Below are 20524 nucleotides of genomic sequence, written 5' to 3'. Positions count from 1 at the left end.
GCTGAAATATTTTATAAGAAAAAACCACAGTGAAATATTTTACTGTGGTTTTGTTTTTAATGGGTTAAAGAATCTCTACTTCTTCAGGGATCACAAAAAGAATAGTACACCCATGCTCAGACTTTACGGAATGCTTAAAATTCGGTGGAGTATATAAGTAATCTCCTTTTTCAAGCTGGGCACCTGCAATAGCAGCATCACCTTCCATGATAAACAGTTCTTCTCCGGCAGGATGATTGTGATAAGGATAGCTGGCTCCCGGTTCAAATTTTAAAAGAATGCTGGTAGAACGGTTTTTCTCCGGATCGAATTTTAAAGATTTTACAAAAATATCTTCATAGTGAATTCCTTTTTCAATTAAAGGCTGCCATTCTTTTTGTTCTGTTTTTACGATGTAATCGTGAATGTTGGTGTTCATGATATATAAATTTTAATTGTTATTGTTGTAGAAACTGGTCTAAACTCCATTGATAGCGGGAGAAAGTACTCAGGAGAAATGCTCCGGCACAGAATACAAAGACAGAATAATCCAAAGGCTCTTTAATGCCAAAAGAAATACTCATCGCAACCGCAAAAAATAAAGTAAGAATAGAGGCGCAACGTGCCATTCCTTTTATCTGATACCCTATAAGAAGCAGAATGCCAATTGATAATTCAGCAGCAGTAGACAATACGGCAACTAGGGAAACCCATGACTGCGGTAAAAATGAATTCGTTTCAGCAGTATAATCGACAAATTTTTTCCATCCTGAAGATTGAGCTCCCCAAAGATTAAGCCTGCTTGCTACAGCAGATAAAAATCCGGATGCCAAAGCTATCCTTAATAAAAAAACGGCGGTGTCCTGTTGAGTCTTCATACTTATAATTTTAGGTCTTAATTACAGGTACAAAGTTTAGCGAAAACCATTGTCTAAAGAATAGACAATTCCGGGAAAAGCATAGAATATTTGTTGGAAGAGGGGAGCTGGAAGTTATTGTGAGGCTGTTAATTTTTTCTGACTTCTTTAAATTTCCTTTACTGCTTTCTGATAATCTTTTGGAGAACGGGAAGTGTGTTTTTTAAAAAAATTGGAAAAGTAAAAAGGATCATTGAAACCAAGAAGGTAAGCAATTTCTTTTACGGTTAGTTTTTCATACAGTAAAAGTCTCTTTGCTTCAGAAATAATAAGGCTGTAAATAACATTTTGAGCAGTTTTGCTCGTGTGGAGTTTTGAAACTTCATTCAGCTTGGCTTCAGTGGTTCCGAGGATATCAGCAAAATGGGAGACCTGATAATTATTTTTAAAATGGGTTCTGACACTTTCCAGGAACTTTAAGAATAAAGCATCCGGTTTCCATATTTCATCACCGTTGGCAATTTTACTGCGGTTGATTTCTACCAACAGCAATTCAACCAGAGAATGCGTGGAGATCAGATACTGATAAGGCTGTTCCAGAATTTCTTTTTCAATAGTGTTGAGTATTTCGGAGAAAAATTTGGGATGAAGTACAGTAATCATTTCATTCATTCCGAAATGACAAAAAAGCCCGTTGTGAAAAATAAGTTCAATATCGCTGTCACTTTTAGAGAAGAAGTCGAGGGTGAATTCCAATGCTGTAAGTTCTCCATCAACCGATTTTAATTGATGAAACTGTCCTGAAGTAATGGTTATAGTCTGACCTGTTTTCAGGATGAAAATATTTTCATCAACCAGAATTTCAGCGCTCCCATGATCACACCAGAATAATGTGTATCTGATGACCCGTCTTGGCTCAGGATGTCCTGACTGATTAGAATATTTTTTTATTTCAATCATTTTTTTAATCTATTTAAGAATAGAAGATTCTGTTTTGTATAAAATATCAGGAAGCAAATTTATCATGGACTAAATTACAAAATGTTTAACTAAATTGATGAGCTCCAAAGTTATATTGTCAAAGAAAAATACCTAAATTCGTGTAGATTTAAACAAAAATTCAGAATGAAATACTCTAAAATTATTATCATTGTTATGCTGTTTTTATTTCAGTTAGGAGCAGCACAGGAAAAAGCAGATGTAGTATTAAATACAGCTTTCAAAGAAGCTAAAGCAGACAATAAAAATGTTTTACTGGTATTCCATGCTTCATGGTGCAAATGGTGTAAGATGATGGAGAAAAATATGGATCTTCCTGAAACCAAACCGATTTTTGATAAAAGATTCGTCACGGCTTATGTGGATGTTCAGGAAAGAGGCGAAAAGAAAAGCCTTGAAAATCCTGGCGGACAGGAATTGATGAATAAATATAAAGGTGAAAATGCAGGACTTCCTTTCTGGCTGGTTCTGAACTCCAAAGGAGAAGTGCTGGCAGATTCTTTTGATGATAAAGGACAAAACCTGGGATCACCGGCAACCCCGGAAGAAGTAAATGCTTTCATTGCTAAGCTTGGGAAATCCTCAAAACTAAGTAAAGAAGAATCGCAGACCATTGAGAAAGTGTTTGTGAAGAAATAAGACTTAAAAAACATAAAAATCCCTCCAATAAGTTCATTGGAGGGATTTTTATTATATCATCGGATGATTAAAACTTCTTATAATAATATTCAATATTTGTCCATAAAACCTGGTCTCCTGATTTTACCATTTCAGAAGGATTGGTAAATATATTCCCAAAAATATTTTCGTATTGGGTTGTCCCAAAATGTGCACTTTTAGTAATCAGCAGCCCTTCTCCATCGGTTCGGGGTACTCTTTTAACGTATCTGTAAGTTCTTTTTAAAGTGAACGAGGACGTGTTTTTATTGAAATCACCAATATAAGTTGGTTTATTAGTATTATTCTCTTTGATTAACACAGAGTCATTTACAATTGTGAAACTATAAGTGAAGTCTGTAGATGAGGTTTCGGAAATCAATTTAATGGTCTTGTTGGTAAGATCAAGGCTTATCTTTTTCCAGGCAGGTTCCTGATACGTGCTCCAGTATTTGTTCAGATAAGACTCATCAGGATTAGATTTACTTCCGAATGATCCGGTATAAAGAGTGGTTCCTTTTACAGCATAGCTTTTGAATTCAAATTGATACATTTCTTTATCAATTGGCTTCGGATCGTCAATGGTGCTGTCATTATTTCCACACGAAATCAGAGAGAGGCCTATCATTGCTGCGTAAAAAGGGTACTTCATCGTTATTTTTTTGCAAAAGTAAGGGTTTTACACGTACTAGTGAAATAGAAGAGGGTGTGATTTGTCAGTAACAGAACAAAAAAGCAAAAAGGCGAATTCACTGATTTACCTTTTTGCTCTTTATTTTACATGTTATTTTCCAAAATATATCATATCCTGCTTCTGCTGTTCATTATAAATGATCTGGAAGCTTACAGGCATATATTGATAAAGGAGTTTCCAATGTTGAATCTTTGCGTGTTTCTTGAAACTTTCAAAAGATCTTACAAACAGATTTTCAATCATGGTTCTTACATAAGAATCCCCGTTTTTGTAGATTGAGTCCATCAGTTTAAGGTGATGGGCAATAATGCTGATTTTAGATTCCTGTAAAAGATTCTTCAGATAATTCACGGTAGCCTGCATGATCCCAGCGAAATTGTTCTGTACAGACAATTGTGTGATTTCATTGCGAAGTGGCGGATAGAAAAATTTTAAGTATTCAACAGCTATTTTTTGATTAATAGTTTGCATTTGTACTTTCATCATAATTAAGAATTTTTCAAACACTTTATATTGCAGCGAAATGTATACCAAAATTTAAAGGCAGGCCGCAAAAATAAATACACATACTATTACAGCGATGTGAGTGAGTAATATCTCTGTATTGTGTCTGTTAGTCGTAGTTTTCCAGGTTTTCCAATCTGAAATTCTTCTTATTTTGTTTTTCATAATCTATTGATTGTGAGTTATTTTTAATTTTGTTTAATTTAAACACTTTGTAATGAAACAGATAAAAAATGTAATAAAACCTTTATATGCCGTGACTGTAAATTTGTCTTGAATATACCTTCTGAAGGTTGGCAGAAATGTGACTAAAAATCATTTTTCTGTATTCTTCACTGCAGAAAGCGGTACAATTGTCCAGAGAATAGATGAAAGTAGTCTCAATAGCATTTTTTAATACGGTATCTCCGTCAGTATAAATTTTGTCCATTTTCTGTAAACTTCTGAACAGCAGATTTCTGTCATTCTGACGGATCATGTTTTTAATGCGCTCCGTGAAAGTGCGGATGATGCTGTATGAGTTTTGGATTTTAATTTCTTTTACTTCTTTTTCAAAGTCGGGAACCACGTCTGTGATCTCCTTTACGGCTTGTAGATAATTCATAATATTATATTTTAATTTGGATTGTGTTCTAACAGTTTAATGATCGCACCAAAGATGAAAATGGTTAAAAAAGCAAAAAATAGCAGATGATACGGTTTCAGCCATTTTGGAGTTTCTGGTCCTCTGCTTTTTAATCTTCTGAGCTTGTCTATTCTGTTTAATGTTTTTAAGTCCATATTTCTATGTTTTCAAATCATGATGCCAATGATATTCCGTTAGAAATGAAATTGATTTAATGTATTGATATTTAATATATTGTGTTTTTTGTTGTTGAGTTTTTTAAGTAAAAAAGCATGTCAAAATGATAAGGGTTTTATCAATTTGGAAATTTAATTTATGGATTACGGGAAAGCATAAATCTACTGTGAGTAGTTTTATTATATTAGTAGGAAAAAAATAACCATGAGAAATAAAGATACTAAAGTGCAATACTTATGTTTGTTGAAGAGGCTTTATAGAGAATCTAGGAATGATAGTTTTACTGATTTGCCATTTGTAGATGTTATAAGTCATTTTTCTAAAATAATTAGATGGTCTAAAAGAAAACGATCATATGACTTAAAAGATAATAAGTTTTGTTTTTTGGCTTCTTTTGAAATTACAGATAATATTGGACAAGGATATTTTAAAAGTGCAAGAGATGAATTTCGACCTAACCTCTTAGATAGACGAACACTTGCAGAAAGAAGAAATCCTAAAGAAAAAACTGAAGGAGATATAGAAAAAACTCACTTTGTTATTAAAATCGATGAACATACACGTGAAGTTATTGTATTACTAGAATTTAATCATTTTGGAATAAGTATAAACAATTTTATAAATTATATTCAGAAATTTTCAAAAAAAATAGACAGTGAGAATGAAGTTTCTACTAGGTATAAAATCACGTTTGGGATGATTCCTAAAAATAACTTTTTAACTGAACTTGAAAACTTTGAAAGAGCTAAAGTTGCAGAAATTTATATAGATAAACAACTATTAGGAAATGAAGCACTAGAGTTCTCACAAAGAATTTTTGAAATAAAGCAAGATATAAAACTTGTCGTATCAGCTGATACAAAAGCAAGTATTACAAATTTTGGAATAGATTTATTTAATACTTTTAAAGGAAAAAGAAATAAAGGTATAAATAGAATAAGAATTAAAGGTATTGATAGAAATGGCAATGAAACATTCGTAGACACGAGTTTCATGGGTAAGCATGATTTTGTGGATACAATAAGAAATGTGGAAACGGGAGAATCTGAATCTTCAGATTTATTAGATAAAATGAAGATAATAATAGAAAACTTTTAATATGTTTTTTAATAATCTTATTCTAATATTTGAGTTTATATATATAAAATGGAAAGCTTTATTAGGTAATACTATTGCAGCTATATTATTGTGTTCATTAGTCTTATTTTCTGAAATAAAATTTGATGTTAGTTTATTCGAAAAATTAACATCTAATTCAATAAATTTGCTTGGTATTTTACTCGGATTTACAGCATCTATATTTACAGTTATTTTAACAATTGATAATGATGTTATTAAAGAGTCTAAAAGAAAAATGTTAGAAGGTAGATTTTATAATAGGGAATTTACATTATATGATTCATTAGTTATTAATTTTGCTTTTTTAATAATTTTACAAGGCTTTTTATTAATAGTAAATTTTATATCTCCCGTATTTAATTTAAACAATTCTGGTTTAAAATTTTTCTTATTGGTAGATTTAATATCGATTACTTTAATGATCTTACTTCTGGTAAATGCCATCTTAGAATTTTATTTTATAATTACAAAAAAAGAGCAATAGGAATGAACAAAATAATAGTACACAGAGTAGGAAATAAGATCAACGGGGATTCCCTGACACTTTCCCAAGAGGAATTGAAACTGGAAGAAGGAATGGCGGAATTGCTTGAGAATTACTTTTTAGGTTCCTTTAAATCAGAAGAAACTTTTCATTTTTATAGTGACACTTACCTGGTGAATAATCCGGTTTACAGTGCCGTATCAGAAATTTTTGAAGATAAATCCAAGTTCATCTGGGAATCTGAGAATATTGCAAAACACCTTTTTGATGCTGCAGAAAACCCTAGAGTTCAGAGTGGAGAGCTTTTTATCGTACTTTTTGAAGATGAAAGTGACCGCCCTGATAGAGTGGATAAAATCGGGATCTTTAAAACAGAGAAGAGAGAATCTTTCCTGAAAATCAATCCTTCAGAAGAAACTTTTGATATTGAAAAAGATCAGGGAATCGGTTTATCTAAAATTGATAAAGCCGCTTTGATCTATAATAATGATAAAGAAACCGGATACGTACTTTCCGTGGTAGATAACAACAAGAACGGTGATATGTACTATTGGTTTGAAGATTTCCTGAAAGTAAAACAGCGTGATGATGAATATTTCCACACGCAGGAGGCTTTGATGGTCTATAAAGATTATATCACAAAACAGCTGCCTCAGGAATTTGAAGTTTCCAAGGCAGACCAGGCAGACTTCCTTAATAAGTCTATCAATTTCTTCAAAGAAAAAGAAGAATTTAAGTTAGATGATTTTGCCAGTGAAGTATTGGGAGACGAACACGTGATTGAAAGTTTTGTCAACTTTAAAACAGATTACGAACAGGAAATGCAGGTGAATATCGCTGAAGAATTCCCGATTAGTGAAGCTGCGGTAAAAAAGACTCAGAGACATTTTAAAAGTATTATTAAACTGGATAAAAATTTCCACATCTACATCCACGGAGACAGACAGAAAATTGAAACCGGAGAAGATGATAAAGGAAAATACTACAGACTTTATTTCGAAAAAGAGGTATAAAAAAGAATTCTCCCATTCAATAATAATATCATAACTTTATCTCACCACACAAAATAAAAGTTATGAAATTTTTGATCATTTTCTGGGGGGCTTTTTTCTTTTTTTTCAGTGCTCCTTTTCCTATTTTCATCTATATGATGGGTGAGGAACTGGCGACAGAACCGAGAAATTCATTAGCTGTGAGCTATGGGTATCTCGGTTTTTCTTTGCTCATATGGCTGTATGTGATTCTTTTCTTTATCAATATCCTTTTTATAAAAACCTTTAAAGAGAAGAATACGATTCAATCCATACTGCGGAACGGAATTCCAAGAGAAGCCAAAATCATCAACTATAAACTTCTGAAGTATATTCCGAAAACCAATATGAATATCATTCAGATTATACTTTCGTTTCCGAATCTCAGAAATACAGGAATTGAACATGAAATGATGTTTCACGACTCCAAACCACAGGAAAAAAGGTTTGATGTCGGAAATAAGGTGAAAGTACTGTTAAATCCCAATGTTTCAAAGGAGCCTTACTTTATTTTAAGCGATCAGAAAGTCGGTTTCAATACCTCAGGAATCGTTTTAAGAATTGTGTTTGCTGTATTGATGATTGCTTACATAACCGGACTTTACTATTACTTTTATATGCGGGAATCCTTTGATTTTGGCTGGAGATTTCTGACTTTCATGCATCCGATTATTTTCAGTGGAGTAATGACTCTTATTTATATTTTGGTTTTTCAGTTGCTGATCAGCAGGTTGTTTAAAAATAAAAAAGAAGAACGAATCCTCTTTTCAGGAAGAAATGCAGAAGCCAATATTATCAGTGTAAGCCAGACAGGTCTTCTTGTTAATGATCAGCCGCAGATTATGTTTCAGGTGAGCTTTAAAGATTTCAGAGGAACAGAACATATTACTGTTTGCAAGAAAATTGTCAGTCTTTTGAACCTCTCTTCTGTTCCTAAATCCGGAACTATTGAAATCATGTATGATGAGAATGATCCGAAGAAGATTATAATTCCTAAAGGGTTTTAAGTTTCCTCTTTGCCTTCTTCTCTTCATTAGCTATCTTTGCCTTCTTAGCCTAAATCATATGAAAACAACAATTGTTGATCTGACAAAACCCATTCAATATAATGCAGGTGACCCATGGTTTATGAGGGTGAAAATCAGACATAAAGCACACAGAAAATCACATTGGCTGATTCGTTTGGCGTTGAGACTGCCCTCAAGACTTTTTCCTAAAAACTGGACAGGCTGGGCAGATGACACGATTAAAAATATGGGTCTTCATGCCACAACTCATATTGATGCTCCATGGCATTATGGTCCTGTAGTAGAAGGTAAACCGGCTAAAACTATAGACCAGATTCCTCTGGAATGGTGTTATGGGGATGGAATTGTAATCGACTGTACTCATAAAGAAGATTTTGTGGCCATTACAATAGACGATATTAAAAAAGACCTTAATAAAAACGGAATTACCATACAGGAAGGAAATATTGTTTTGATCAGAACTGACCGGGACAAAATGATGGGAACCTCAGATTTTGTAGAAAAAGGAACGGGAATGAGCAAAGAAGCTACAGAATGGCTGATTGACCAGGGTGTGAAAGTAATGGGAATTGATCAGTGGGGCTGGGATCTTCCTTTAAGATATATGGCTAAAAAAGCAAAAGAACTCAATGATCCAGAATTCTTTTGGGAAGGACACCGCGTAGGCATTGAAAAAGAATATTTACACATCGAGCAGCTTACAAATCTCAGTGCATTACCTCCATCCGGATTTAAAATCTGTGTATTTCCGTTAAAGATTGTAGGCGGTTCTGCAGCTCCGGCAAGGGTTGTGGCCATAATGAATGAGCAGAAGTAAATCATAAAAAGAAAGAGCAAACCTGCATTGCAGATTTACCCTTTCAAACATTATCATTTTTAGCGTTCTTCTTTTATTGATCTAAGCTTTTTTCCTGAAAAATAAAGCTCTGCTATACTCAAAATTCATTCTGGCGATATTGAGTACGGAAATTCCTTGTGGACATTCTACTTCGCAGGCTTCTGTATTGGAACAGTGCCCGAATAATTCGGTGTCCATCTGAGCCACCATATCCAGAACCCTTTTACTGCGTTCTTCCTTCCCTTGAGGAAGAAGGGCCATATGGGTGATTTTTGCAGAGGTAAATAATGCTGCACTTCCGTTTTTACACGTAGCCACACAAGCCCCACATCCGATACAGGCTGCGGAATCAAAAGCTTTTTCAGCAGTCTGGTGAGTCACGGGAATAGCTGTAGCGTCAGGAGCCTGGCCTGTGTTTACAGACACAAAGCCTCCTGAAGATATAATTCTGTCAAAAGCAGAGCGGTCTACTTTTAAATCTTTCTTCACCGGAAAAGCTTCAGCACGGAAGGGTTCTATAAGAATCGTTTCCCCATCTTTAAAAGACCGTAAATGAAGCTGGCAGGTGGTTGTATTTTTCAGAGGACCATGGGCAATACCGTTAATCATCATTCCACATTGTCCGCAGATCCCTTCACGGCAGTCGTGATCAAACTCTACAGGTTCATCACCCTCAATGATCAGTTTTTCATTCAGAGTATCCAGCATTTCTAAGAAAGACATGTGGGAATTCAATCCCTTCAGGTCGTAGCTTACAAGTTTTCCTTCACTTTTTCTGTCTTTCTGTCTCCATATCTTAAGATGTAAATCCATAATTTTCTGTTTTTATTTGTAACTTCTTACCGTTGGCTGAATTTCTTCAAAGGTTAAAGGCTCTTTAATCAGTTCAGGTTCTCCATTTTCACCTGTCCACGCCCATGCGGAGATAAACTGGTATTCCGCATCATTTCTCATCGCTTCCCCGTCCGGAGTCTGGAATTCTTCCCGGAAATGCGCTCCGCAGGATTCATTGCGGGTTAAAGCATCATAGCACATCAGTTCTCCGATTTCAAAATAATCAGCAACGCGGCCCGCTTTTTCCAGTTCGGTATTCATTTTATCTCCCTGTCCGGAAACCCTTACATCCTTATAAAATTCCTCTTTCAGTTTTCTGATTTCCTGAATGGCATATTTCAGTCCTTCTTCATTTCTGGCCAGCCCGCAATAATCATACAGGAGTTTTCCTAATGTTTTGTGGAAATAATCAACGGTTTTAGTTCCTTTAATACTGATAAAATCACAAATCTGCTCTTTAACGGCATTTTCTGCCTGTTCAAATTCAGGAGTGTTCGGTGAAATTTTTCCGGTATGAATTTCATCTGCCAAATAGTTCGCAATGGTGTAAGGAGCAATGAAATAACCGTCTACAGAAGCTTGTAAAAGAGAGTTGGCTCCCAATCTGTTGGCTCCGTGATCCGCAAAATTAGCTTCACCTAATGCAAACAATCCAGGAACGCTAGTCATGAGTTCATAATCTACCCAAAGCCCACCCATTGAGAAGTGTGCAGACGGAGAGATCATCATAGGTTCTTTATAAGCATCATACCCTGTTATTTTAAGATACATATCGAATAAGTTTCCATATTTTTCTCTGATCTTATCTTTTCCCTGTTCCTGTATCGCTTTTGAAAAATCGAGATACACCGCATTTTTCAAAGGCCCGATTCCAAAACCGGCATCAATTCTTTCCTTGGCTGCACGGGAAGAAATATCCCTCGGAGCAAGATTCCCGAAAGCCGGATATCTTCTTTCAAGGTAATAATCCCTTTCATTTTCCGGAATATCATTAGGCTGTCTGTTTTCACCTTCTTTCAACGGAACCCAGATTCGTCCGTCATTCCGTAATGATTCAGACATTAATGTGAGTTTAGACTGATAATCTCCGGATTGAGGAAGAGAAGTGGGGTGTACCTGAATCCAGCTTGGGGAAGCCATTAAAGCTCCTTTTTTATGAGCTCTCCAGATTGCAGAACCGTTACATCCCATAGCAAGAGTGGAGAGATAATAAATTTTCCCATAACCTCCGGTTGCCAATACCACAGCATGGGCTGCATGTCTTTCAATGTCTCCGGTGTCTAAATTCCTTACGATAATTCCTCTGGCTTTGCCGCCAACAGTAACAAGGTCAAGCATTTCGTGCCTTGAAAACAATTGTACAGAACCTTTTCCAACCTGTCTCATCAATGCCTGATAAGCTCCCAGAAGCAGCTGCTGTCCCGTTTGCCCTCTTGCATAAAAAGTTCGGCTTACCTGAACTCCACCGAAAGAACGGTTGTTCAGATATCCTCCATATTCACGACCGAAAGGAACTCCTTGAGCCACGGCCTGGTCGATGAGGTTCAGAGAACATTCTGCCATACGGTATACATTGGCTTCACGGGCTCTGAAATCGCCTCCTTTCAATGTGTCTACAAACATTCTGTACACACTGTCACCGTCGTTTTTATAATTTTTTGCGGCATTCACACCTCCCTGTGCTGCCACAGAGTGCGCTCTTCTTGGACTGTCCTGAAAGCAGAATGATTTAACGTTATAGCCCATTTCTCCCAAAGATGCAGCAATGGAACTTCCTGCCAGTCCTGTTCCTACTACAATCACATCCAGTTTTTTGCGGTTGGCAGGGTTAACAAGTTTTGCTTTCTTTTTATAATTTTCCCATTTATGTTCCAATGGGCCTTGTGGTATTTTTGAATCTAAAATCATGACCGTTCTGTTTAATGATAAGTAAAGAATACATACACCGGCATCAATGCAAAACCTACACAGATAATGATTGAATAGGCAATTCCGATAGTTTTGAACCACTGTACAAACTTAGGATGATATAATCCCAGAGTTCTTACAGCACTGTGTATTCCATGGATCAGGTGATAACACAAAGCGATCATTGATAAAACATAAATGATAACGTACCACCATTCTTTAAAGACGTTTACTACCAGAATGTAGAGATCTTTATTTCCGTTTTCATCCAAAGGAGGATTTCCGAATTTGTAGATATACCAGAAATTCTGGAAATGGATCACAAGGAAAATAAGAATTAATGTTCCGAGGATTCCCATATTTCTGGAAGCCCATTTACTGGCTCTTCCACGTCTGTTCAGCTGATAACTGCCACCTGATTTTTTATTTTTTAACGTAATGATCAGTCCGTCTACAGCATGTAGAATGATACTGGCATACAAAACGTAAGAAACTATTTTGATAATAATATTTCCGGATAGAAAATGCGAATAAGCATTAAATTGTAGATGCGCCTGTTCTTGCGGCAGAAAAAGCTGAAGATTTCCGAGAAAATGAATCAACAGGAAGAATCCCAAAAAGAGTCCTGTAAGGCACATCAGCATTTTTCTTGACAGTGTTGATAACATATTTTTGTTTTTATGATTAATAATATCCTAAGACTTTCATCCACAATCCTCCTACAACCATATAAATGATCAACAGAACGATTCCTATTTCAAGACCTCTGAGCCACCATGCTTTCAGGTCTACATATCCGCTTCCGAAGAATACCGGAGCCGGGCCATGGCCGTAATGGGTAAGTACACCATAAATAGAACCCATGAAACCTAGCATCATCGCCAATAGCATAGGAGGAATTCCCAAAGAAACTCCAACACCCAGCAGTGCTGCATACATAGCTGCTACGTGAGCGGTAGCACTGGCAAAAATATAGTGGCTGAAGAAATAGACTACAATAATAACCGGGAAGGCTACCTGCCAGCTCAGACCTCCGATCTGTACCTTGATGAGGTTACTGAACCAGCCAATGAAACCTAATTCATTTAAAGAACTTGCCATCATCACCAGTACAGCAAACCAAACAATAGTATCCCATGCTCCTTTTTCACTTTTTACATCCTCCCAGGTCAATACTGAGGTTAACAGCAATAATGTTAATCCGATAAATGCAGTAGTGGTTGCATCAATAGAAAGGGCTCCGCCAAATATCCAAAGGGCTAGCAGAATGAAAAATGCCAGTAACATCAGCCATTCATTTTTAGAGATAGGCCCCATTTCTTTTAATTTCTGAGCGGCCATTTTGGGAGCATCACCTGTTTTTTTTAATTCAGGCGGATATAGTTTGTACAATACCAAAGGAACGACAAAGAAGGCTACCGCACCGGGAATAAAACCTGCTGCCGCCCATGACATCCAGGTAATATCAATACCCAGGTTGGCTGCAAATTTCTGACACATCGGATTACTTGCTGTCCCGGTAAGGAACATAGAAGAAGCGATGAGGTTCATATAATAACTGTTCAATGTCAGGAATGATCCTAATTTTCTGTGGGTTTCAGGTTTTTCAGGAACGGAATCAAAGCTGATCGCCATAGATTTCATGATAGGGTAAATAATTCCCCCACCTCTTGCTGTATTACTCGGAATGGCAGGAGCCAGACAAACATCGGCAAGTCCTAATCCGTAAGCCAGCCCTAATGAGCTTTTACCAAAAATCCTGATGAATAGAAAAGCAATACGGTTTCCAAGTCCTGTTTTGATAAATCCTCTGGCAATAAAGAATGAGATCCCAATCAGCCAGATTACTTTATCTCCAAAACCGGAAAGTGCTTTGGTAATAGATTTTCCTGCATCTCCCGGAGCTACAACCTGTGTAAGGGCTGTAAAACCAATGGCCATCATACACATTGTACCCATTGGTGCTGCTTTAAGAATAATCCCCAAAATAGTTGCTGCAAAGATGGCGAACAGATGCCAGGCATTCTCGGCAACACCTTCCGGAGCAGGAATGAACCATATGATCAACGCAACAACAAATGTAATCGCTACGTTTTTGATATTAATTTCTTTCATGATATTAACTATTTAATCGTTTAGAATCTACTTTGTACTTGGACAATGAATAGATTGTTATTGTATTGTGATGTGTTTTCCACCTGATATTTGTAACGGTCAAACTGAACCCCCAGCTGAATTCTTGCTCCGTAGTTTTTCAGAAATTCCAATCCGAACATAGGAGTGATCGTTTGTCTTGGGTTGGAAGCCATTCTGAAATTGGTATCAAGGTATTCGTACCGGCATGATAATTCAAAAGCACTGAGGTTTTTATGGTTGATCTCATATCTTAAATTCGGAAGAAAATAAGCTCCCCGGATCAGATACTGGTCAGGATTATCAGGGCGTAATTCAGGGGCAATGGAGTTGTACAGAACGTGGTTGGTAGCTTGTTTGGCTTCCAGCTGCATATCAAGGCTCCATTTTGGATCAAACTGAATCAAAGAACTCAGATCGACTCCCAAGGCATATACTTTTTTGCTGAACACTTCTCCGATACCTCCGTTCAGACCTACATTGAAATTGTATTTTTTTGATAATCCGAAAACAAGGCGGGTAGAATACTGCTTTCCATTGTCGTTATCGTTGATCTGGTTTTTCCCATTTCCGTTGACTACGGAAACAGCATATTGGAAAGGAATTTCTCCTAATTGAAGCTGTCCTGTAGCAGACATTCCGATCTGGAAACTCGTCCAGCCCAGTTTCCCGAATTCTGTATACTGATTAGACCAGTCTAAAGATTTAATAATATCAATAGGGTAAGTTTCTTCAATACCGAACCAGGGTCTGAACTGTCCTACCGTAATGGCTAATTTGGGGTTGAAGGTGTACTTCAGATAAGCATTTTCAAGAACTCTGCTTTTAGGATCATTCTTAAAATCGGCAAGGTTGGCCAATACAACAACTTCTGTACGTTTACTGATCTGTGCCCGTACCTGAACTCTCATGTATTTGAGCATGAAATTATTGTCGGTTCCGGAACCATCCGTATGGTGAAGTCCATTAACATCAACATCCTTGGACATTCCTACCAGATAACGTGCCTGAAAAAGGCCTTTGATCTGCAGTTGCGGATATTTTACATTATCTTCTTCCTGTGAAGGAGGGGTGGTCTTCAGAGAATCCTGATTTTGTGCATAAGCTGATAGCCCACAGGCCAGCATGCAGAGGATCAGGCTTTTCTTTTTAATCGAAAAAAAGGCCATATCTATTTTTGTTTTTTATTGTAAATTTTATTTTATCACAACTGCTAAACTACCCGTCAAATAACTTTCTGAATGAGAGTAATTATACATTCAGTCAGAATGTGGCATATTTAGGTCTTTTCATCTGTGGAGCAGATTGTTTTACATAATTGTAAACGGGTTGTGGTAAAATATTTATTTTAATCCTAAGAATGTGAACGGTGCAGATTCCTTAAAATTGGCATTGGATTTACCGTTGTAAGTATTATTATTACTCAAGTCCAGTTTCATCACTTTTCCCTTCGGGCTCAGGTCGAAATCTTTAAGATCAACCCAGAAAGTATTCGGTGTGAAAACGGTTTCAAAATAATATACCAGATTTTTCTGATCTGAGACAGAGCGCCATCTTGTTGACGAAATATTAGGTTCCGCTGCTGAAGTGATTCCATAAGGCACGGAACAGTTTCTGATGACACTGAAAACACTGGCTATTGCCGTACGGGTATCGGCTGTCTGCGGAATTGCATTCACATAGTAAGAAGCTCTTACAAAGCGGTCTGCAGCTCGGTTTGTTCCCGGAAGCATAACGGTTCCCGGAATTCCTTTCCAGTAATTGTTAAGAGCCAGCTGTTCTTCAAAAACGGGAGAATTGGTCATTACAGTATAGGAAGGATCATGATGGATCACCAGTTTTCCATCGATATATTCAAACACGGCATTGTCTCCTGAAGCATCGGACATGGAAAGATGGATGGTTGTAAATCTTTCTGTTCCCGGAATATAATCACTTACGATAACAAACGGCTCTTTTCGTGAAAATTCTACCGCTTCTTTTACTGTGGTGAAATTATCAAGATAATATTGTGCCCATAATGATATGGCAAGTCCCTTTTTACTTCCTTTTCCATCGAACTTCGGGTACTGGGATTCTCCTAACCAAAGCAGGTTGGCAACCAGTCCTTTTTCGTTCATTCCGTCTGCTGATGCAATATCCCAGGAGGAGCTGATAAGGCTTCCGTATTTGGAATTCCATTTTACAGATTTGGAGCCTACTTGCCCCGTGCGGTCTATTCCTTTTGGGAAAACCCACAGGTTCGCAGGGATTTCGTCACGCCAGTCCATAGAACGGGCTGTAATAACGGTATTCTGAGGACCCTTATAAACCACTCTTGTACATGCTTCCGATGGATTCCATAATCCTATAGAGAGGACCAGAGAAAATAAAATTAATGGGAACTTTTTCATAATAGTATTATTTGAATTTAAATTTTATATTGAATTTATTGTGAATAATTCAATTAATTTTAGTCATATTCATTATTTGGTGATATAAATTTAGATAAATTTGTTTAAATAAAATAATTATTAAGGTTAATAATGTGTAATTCATGTTATGAATCATAGTTAAAGCATGATAATTGGATTATTGGATGTTTTTTCGTATATTTTAGATATATGACATTAAAAGTGGGTAAAAATGAAGAATGTTTCAATATGTTTTTCTCCATTTTCTTTAACTGATTTTTCCCATGAATGTTTGATAGACTGAAGTTTAAAATCTAGGTACCACAAAATAGGAAGCTGTTCCAAAAAATGGTATATTTGATTGATAGACTGAAGAGATATATGAATTTTATAGAATGCCATGAAGAACCTATCCATATTCCGGGTTCTATACAAAGTTTTGGTTATTTGATTGGCATTGATGCGGAGTCCCGTACCATTACTTTTTTTAGCAGGAATATTGCGGATATATTTAAAATCGGGAGTTCAGAGGAGCTATTCGGAAGACAGCTTACGGACTTTCCGAAAAGTTTTCAAAGCATCATTGATTCAGAAATCTATACTTCGCTGGATAAGTTTACCAGAAGGAAGAACGAAACTTATTTTGATAAGATTTTTATTGGTGATACGGAGTATCATTTTTCTGTTTTCAGAAGTGAACTTTATATCTTTATGGAGTTTGAAGAAGTTCTGATTAACCCCAATAAACGGATCTCAAATAAGTACGATAACTTTTATATCATCGATAATCAAAAGGAACTCTGGAATCATCTTCTGGAAACCCTGTCGAAGGTCGTGAATTATGACCGGATGATGGTCTACAAATTCATGATGGATGGTTCGGGAAAAGTAATCGCCGAAAAGAAAAATGAGAATATGGAAAGTTTTCTGGGGCTTCATTATCCGGAATCCGACATTCCCAAACAGGCACGCGATCTTTATCTGAAAAAAAGAAAAAGAATCTTCAGCAATGTATATGCGGATACAGTTCCTATTTTAAGCAAAAGTCAGGAAAAGATTGACCTTACCTTTTCTGCTTCCAGAGCAATGTCGCCTGTTCACGGGCAGTATCTTAAAAATTCAGGAGCCGCTTCAAGTTTCAGTGTTTCAATTATTATTGATGATCATCTTTGGGGATTGGTAACCTGTCAGAATGTAGAACCTAAGCATATTGACCTTGAAGACAGGGTACAGGCAGGAATTTTTACTGCTTTGGCTGCTAATGCTTATTCATCTTTTAAATCCAAGAGCGAACTGAACTACCGTTTGGAACTGAATGAGAAAGTATCTCTGCTTAAAACGGAATTTTTAAAACATAATAACCTGTTCGACTCTCTTATTGAGTGTAAGAAAGAGATCAGAAACCTGCCTGAGGCAGACGGACTTGCCATTGTTTCGGATGAGAGTATCATTACAGACGGCAAAACTCCCAACCTGGAAAGCATCAATAGAATTGTACAATGGGCATTGGAGAATACCAGTGAAAGGATCTATGTGAGCCGGAACTTCCTTAAAGAATATGGTGAGGAGCTGGATCTGTCCGAAAATGCAGCAGGAATTGTTATTTACTTTATTGAAAGAGATAAAAATGAAATGCTGATCTGGTTCCGGAAAGAGTTTGATGAACACATCAATTGGGCTGGGAATCCGGAGAAAAATATAGGTGTCTTTTCTCAGAACGGAGAGGAAAAGCAAATGATATCACCAAGAACTTCTTTCCGCATTTTTACAGAAAATATCAAAGGGAATTCTAAAAGATGGAATTCAAGAAATATAAGTGCCGTACAGGCTGTAAGAGATTTGATTTTAGAAACTTCCCACAAAAATTATAATGCGATCAAAAGGCTTAATGATGAGCTGAAAAAGGTAAATGATGAACTTGACAGTTTTTCTTATACCATTTCGCATGACCTGGGAACTCCTCTTACGGTAATGAAACTGAATGCACAAATGCTTTTGGGGAATCTTGCTGATGATTCTATAAAAAGCAAAACCAAGATCAATACGATTATCGAGGAAATAGATAATATGGCGGAAATGATGCATGATGTACTCCAGCTCAGCCGTGCCAAGCATAGTGAAATACAACTGGAAAGCCTGAAAACAGCTCATACCATTGAAAAAATCTCTGAAAACGCCAAGATGACCTACGGCAGTCCGAATAGTGAAATTATCATTAAGGAATGTCCGGATGTACTGGCTGATAAAACAATGCTTCATCAGGTGTTCCTGAATATTATCAATAATGCTGTGAAATATTCTTCTCACAAAGATCTTCCGAAAGTGGAAATTGAAGGAACAGAAGATGGCCAGACTATTATTTACAGAGTTTCCGACAATGGAATTGGTATTCCTGAAAAGGAGAAGCATAAGATGTTTAAAATCTTCAATAGGATGGATAATGCCAAGAAATTTAAAGGAAACGGAGTAGGCCTGTCTATTGTGCACCGTATCATGAAAAGGATAGGAGGAAATGTGGATTATGAAAGCAGCAGTGAGGGAACTTCCTTTATTTTAACGTTCAAAAAGCCTTATATTTGAGAAACTTTTAAAACGTTATTTATGGTATCAGAATATCTTAAACAGAATACGGCAGACTATCACGATGCAGCAGAGAAACTTTTTAATTCTGAAAAGATTTTTAATAAAACTTTCACCTTAGAGGATTATAAAAAAATCATTCATACCAATTACCTGATGCTTCTTCACAGTGAAGACAAAATATTCAGCAGTCTTTCTGATAAGTATGCAGAGAAACTTCAGCTTGATGCAAGAAAGAAGCTTTCTCTTATTGAAAAAGACCTGAAAAGCCTTTCTCTGGAAAATCAGGAAGTATCTCATAATCTGGAGTTCAATAACGAGCATGAAGCGCTTGGAGCGATGTATGTGATTGAAGGTTCTACCCTTGGTGGGAACGTAATTGCCAAGCAGCTTTCTAAAACGGAAGGTTTTGATGAGGTTACTTTCAACTTTTTCGGGTGTTATCAGGAAAATACAGGGCCTATGTGGAAAAATTTCAAGGAAGTTCTGGATACGGAAGTAGCAGAAGAAAACTACAAAGAAGTGCTTTCTGGCGCGAAAAAACTGTACACGTTTTTACTGAACGTCAACTAATTTATTTTAATTCTAATTAAATTCCTGAAAAATTGCGCATTTTTTCAGGAATTGTTAAATTTGGGGAGTTTCAAATTTAAACATAACTAACAAAAAATAATTTTAAAAAGTAACAATATGAAAGTAACTGTAGTAGGTGCAGGCGCTGTAGGAGCAAGCTGTGCAGAATACATCGCAATGAAGAACTTCTGTTCAGAAGTAGTTTTGGTAGACATTAAAGAAGGGTTTGCTGAAGGGAAAGCAATGGATTTGATGCAGACGGCATCTCTTAACGGATTTGATACAAAAATTACGGGTACAACAGGAGATTACAGCAAAACTGCAGGTTCTCATGTAGCAGTAATCACTTCAGGGATCCCAAGAAAACCTGGAATGACAAGAGAAGAATTGATCGGTATCAACGCTGGTATCGTGAAAGAAGTTACTGAAAACTTAGTAAAACATTCTCCGGAAGTAATCATCATCGTGGTTTCTAACCCAATGGATACTATGGCTTACCTTGTACACAAAACTTCAGGTCTTCCTAAGCACAAAATCATCGGAATGGGTGGTGCATTAGACTCTGCAAGATTCAAATACAGATTGGCTGAAGCGTTAGAAGCTCCAATTTCTGATGTTGACGGAATGGTAATCGCTGCTCACAGTGATACAGGTATGCTTCCATTATTGAGCAAAGCTACAAGAAATGGGGTTCCTGTAACTGAATTCTTAAGTGAAGATCAACAAAAATATGTAATTGAAGAAACTAAAGTAGGAGGAGCTACTCTTACAAAATTATTGGGAACTTCAGCTTGGTATGCTCCAGGTGCGGCAGTTTCTGTAATGGTTCAGGCGATTGCATGTGACCAAAAGAAAATGATCCCTTGTTCTTTAATGCTTGAAGGTGAGTACGGTCAAAATGATATCTGCTTAGGAGTTCCTGCTATCATCGGAGCAAACGGAGTAGAGTCAATTGTAAACGTAACATTGACTGCTGAAGAGCAATTGAAATTCGCTGAAGCTGCTAATGCGGTAAGAGAGGTGAATGGAGATTTGAAATTCTAATTTACTGAATTTATATAAGTAAAAACGGCATCCTTAGGATGCCGTTTTTTTGTGTATCGGCGCGGCC

The 20524-nt window shown here is 36.6% G+C and carries 22 protein-coding genes; 9 read left to right on the top strand and 13 right to left on the bottom strand.

The annotated features are described in order from the left end of the window. Nucleotides 1-64: 64 nt before the first annotated feature. The 3 genes from FW781_RS07085 to FW781_RS07075 form a co-directional block, all read right to left on the bottom strand. Nucleotides 65-418 (bottom strand): cupin domain-containing protein, encoded by a 354-nt coding sequence (locus tag FW781_RS07085; protein WP_149386769.1) that lies wholly within the window; start codon nucleotides 416-418, stop codon nucleotides 65-67. Nucleotides 419-437: 19 nt separating this feature from the next. Beyond that, nucleotides 438-857, bottom strand: a complete 420-nt coding sequence (locus tag FW781_RS07080; RefSeq protein ID WP_149386768.1) for a DoxX family membrane protein — start codon at nucleotides 855-857, stop codon at nucleotides 438-440. Between the two features lie 147 nt (nucleotides 858-1004). Continuing rightward, nucleotides 1005-1796, bottom strand: coding sequence for an AraC family transcriptional regulator (locus FW781_RS07075; protein WP_149386767.1), 792 nt, complete (start codon nucleotides 1794-1796; stop codon nucleotides 1005-1007). A 165-nt stretch (nucleotides 1797-1961) separates the two neighbouring features. Between FW781_RS07075 and FW781_RS07070 the strand changes: the two genes are divergently transcribed. Next, complete coding sequence (locus tag FW781_RS07070; RefSeq protein WP_077419302.1) at nucleotides 1962-2474, top strand: thioredoxin family protein; 513 nt, start codon at nucleotides 1962-1964, stop codon at nucleotides 2472-2474. A gap of 67 nt (nucleotides 2475-2541) precedes the next feature. Here FW781_RS07070 and FW781_RS07065 read toward each other — a convergent pair whose 3' ends face one another. The 4 genes from FW781_RS07065 to FW781_RS07055 form a co-directional block, all read right to left on the bottom strand. Beyond that, nucleotides 2542-3144 carry a hypothetical protein gene (locus FW781_RS07065; RefSeq protein ID WP_149386766.1) on the bottom strand — a complete coding sequence of 201 codons (603 nt, stop codon included), beginning with the start codon at nucleotides 3142-3144 and terminating at the stop codon, nucleotides 2542-2544. A gap of 132 nt (nucleotides 3145-3276) precedes the next feature. Then, nucleotides 3277-3672, bottom strand: coding sequence for a DUF7674 family protein (locus FW781_RS07060; RefSeq protein WP_077419304.1), 396 nt, complete (start codon nucleotides 3670-3672; stop codon nucleotides 3277-3279). Nucleotides 3673-3723: 51 nt separating this feature from the next. Further along, the gene (locus FW781_RS22735; RefSeq protein ID WP_262484624.1) at nucleotides 3724-3855 is read right to left on the bottom strand and encodes a hypothetical protein; all 132 of its coding nucleotides are present in this window, start codon (nucleotides 3853-3855) and stop codon (nucleotides 3724-3726) included. Nucleotides 3856-3937: 82 nt separating this feature from the next. After that, nucleotides 3938-4294: a DUF7674 family protein gene (locus FW781_RS07055; protein WP_149386765.1), complete on the bottom strand. Its 357-nt coding sequence runs from the start codon at nucleotides 4292-4294 to the stop codon at nucleotides 3938-3940. A gap of 402 nt (nucleotides 4295-4696) precedes the next feature. Between FW781_RS07055 and FW781_RS07045 the strand changes: the two genes are divergently transcribed. From FW781_RS07045 to FW781_RS07025, 5 genes are all read left to right on the top strand, one after another. Next, nucleotides 4697-5590: a hypothetical protein gene (locus FW781_RS07045; RefSeq protein ID WP_149386764.1), complete on the top strand. Its 894-nt coding sequence runs from the start codon at nucleotides 4697-4699 to the stop codon at nucleotides 5588-5590. Between the two features lies 1 nt (nucleotide 5591). Beyond that, a complete protein-coding gene (locus FW781_RS07040; protein WP_149386763.1) occupies nucleotides 5592-6095 on the top strand; it encodes a hypothetical protein in 504 nt (167 codons plus the stop codon). Nucleotides 6096-6097: 2 nt separating this feature from the next. Next, entirely contained in the window at nucleotides 6098-7108 is a 1011-nt protein-coding gene (locus FW781_RS07035) for a nucleoid-associated protein (protein ID WP_149386762.1), read from the top strand. Nucleotides 7109-7170: 62 nt separating this feature from the next. Beyond that, entirely contained in the window at nucleotides 7171-8133 is a 963-nt protein-coding gene (locus FW781_RS07030; protein WP_149386761.1) for a hypothetical protein, read from the top strand. Between the two features lie 58 nt (nucleotides 8134-8191). Beyond that, entirely contained in the window at nucleotides 8192-8971 is a 780-nt protein-coding gene (locus FW781_RS07025; RefSeq protein ID WP_149386760.1) for a cyclase family protein, read from the top strand. Nucleotides 8972-9052: 81 nt separating this feature from the next. On the opposite strand, the gene FW781_RS07020 is transcribed toward FW781_RS07025, so the two are convergent. The 6 genes from FW781_RS07020 to FW781_RS06995 form a co-directional block, all read right to left on the bottom strand. Continuing rightward, a complete protein-coding gene (locus FW781_RS07020; RefSeq protein WP_149386759.1) occupies nucleotides 9053-9805 on the bottom strand; it encodes a succinate dehydrogenase/fumarate reductase iron-sulfur subunit in 753 nt (250 codons plus the stop codon). 12 nt (nucleotides 9806-9817) lie between these two features. Next, the gene (locus tag FW781_RS07015) at nucleotides 9818-11734 is read right to left on the bottom strand and encodes a fumarate reductase/succinate dehydrogenase flavoprotein subunit (protein WP_149386758.1); all 1917 of its coding nucleotides are present in this window, start codon (nucleotides 11732-11734) and stop codon (nucleotides 9818-9820) included. 11 nt (nucleotides 11735-11745) lie between these two features. Then, nucleotides 11746-12402: a succinate dehydrogenase cytochrome b subunit gene (locus FW781_RS07010; RefSeq protein ID WP_149386757.1), complete on the bottom strand. Its 657-nt coding sequence runs from the start codon at nucleotides 12400-12402 to the stop codon at nucleotides 11746-11748. A gap of 16 nt (nucleotides 12403-12418) precedes the next feature. Continuing rightward, a complete protein-coding gene (locus tag FW781_RS07005) occupies nucleotides 12419-13849 on the bottom strand; it encodes an anion permease (RefSeq protein WP_149386756.1) in 1431 nt (476 codons plus the stop codon). Nucleotides 13850-13869: 20 nt separating this feature from the next. Beyond that, nucleotides 13870-15036: a porin gene (locus tag FW781_RS07000; RefSeq protein ID WP_149386755.1), complete on the bottom strand. Its 1167-nt coding sequence runs from the start codon at nucleotides 15034-15036 to the stop codon at nucleotides 13870-13872. A gap of 174 nt (nucleotides 15037-15210) precedes the next feature. Continuing rightward, entirely contained in the window at nucleotides 15211-16260 is a 1050-nt protein-coding gene (locus FW781_RS06995) for a linear amide C-N hydrolase (protein ID WP_149386754.1), read from the bottom strand. Between the two features lie 381 nt (nucleotides 16261-16641). Here FW781_RS06995 and FW781_RS06990 point away from each other — a divergent pair, with 381 nt between their 5' ends. From FW781_RS06990 to FW781_RS06980, 3 genes are all read left to right on the top strand, one after another. Further along, nucleotides 16642-18840, top strand: coding sequence for an ATP-binding protein (locus FW781_RS06990; protein WP_149386753.1), 2199 nt, complete (start codon nucleotides 16642-16644; stop codon nucleotides 18838-18840). A 21-nt stretch (nucleotides 18841-18861) separates the two neighbouring features. Further along, on the top strand, nucleotides 18862-19413 hold the full coding sequence (locus FW781_RS06985; RefSeq protein ID WP_149386752.1) for a biliverdin-producing heme oxygenase: 552 nt from the start codon (nucleotides 18862-18864) through the stop codon (nucleotides 19411-19413). A gap of 117 nt (nucleotides 19414-19530) precedes the next feature. Next, nucleotides 19531-20457 carry a malate dehydrogenase gene (locus FW781_RS06980; RefSeq protein WP_045500033.1) on the top strand — a complete coding sequence of 309 codons (927 nt, stop codon included), beginning with the start codon at nucleotides 19531-19533 and terminating at the stop codon, nucleotides 20455-20457. The last annotated feature ends 67 nt before the right edge of the window (nucleotides 20458-20524 follow it).

This window comes from Chryseobacterium panacisoli, from assembly GCF_008274625.1.
Classification (GTDB): Bacteria; Bacteroidota; Bacteroidia; order Flavobacteriales; family Weeksellaceae; genus Chryseobacterium; species Chryseobacterium panacisoli.
Note: the sequence above shows the minus strand (reverse complement) of the source record. Positions and strands in the feature narration are given on the sequence as shown.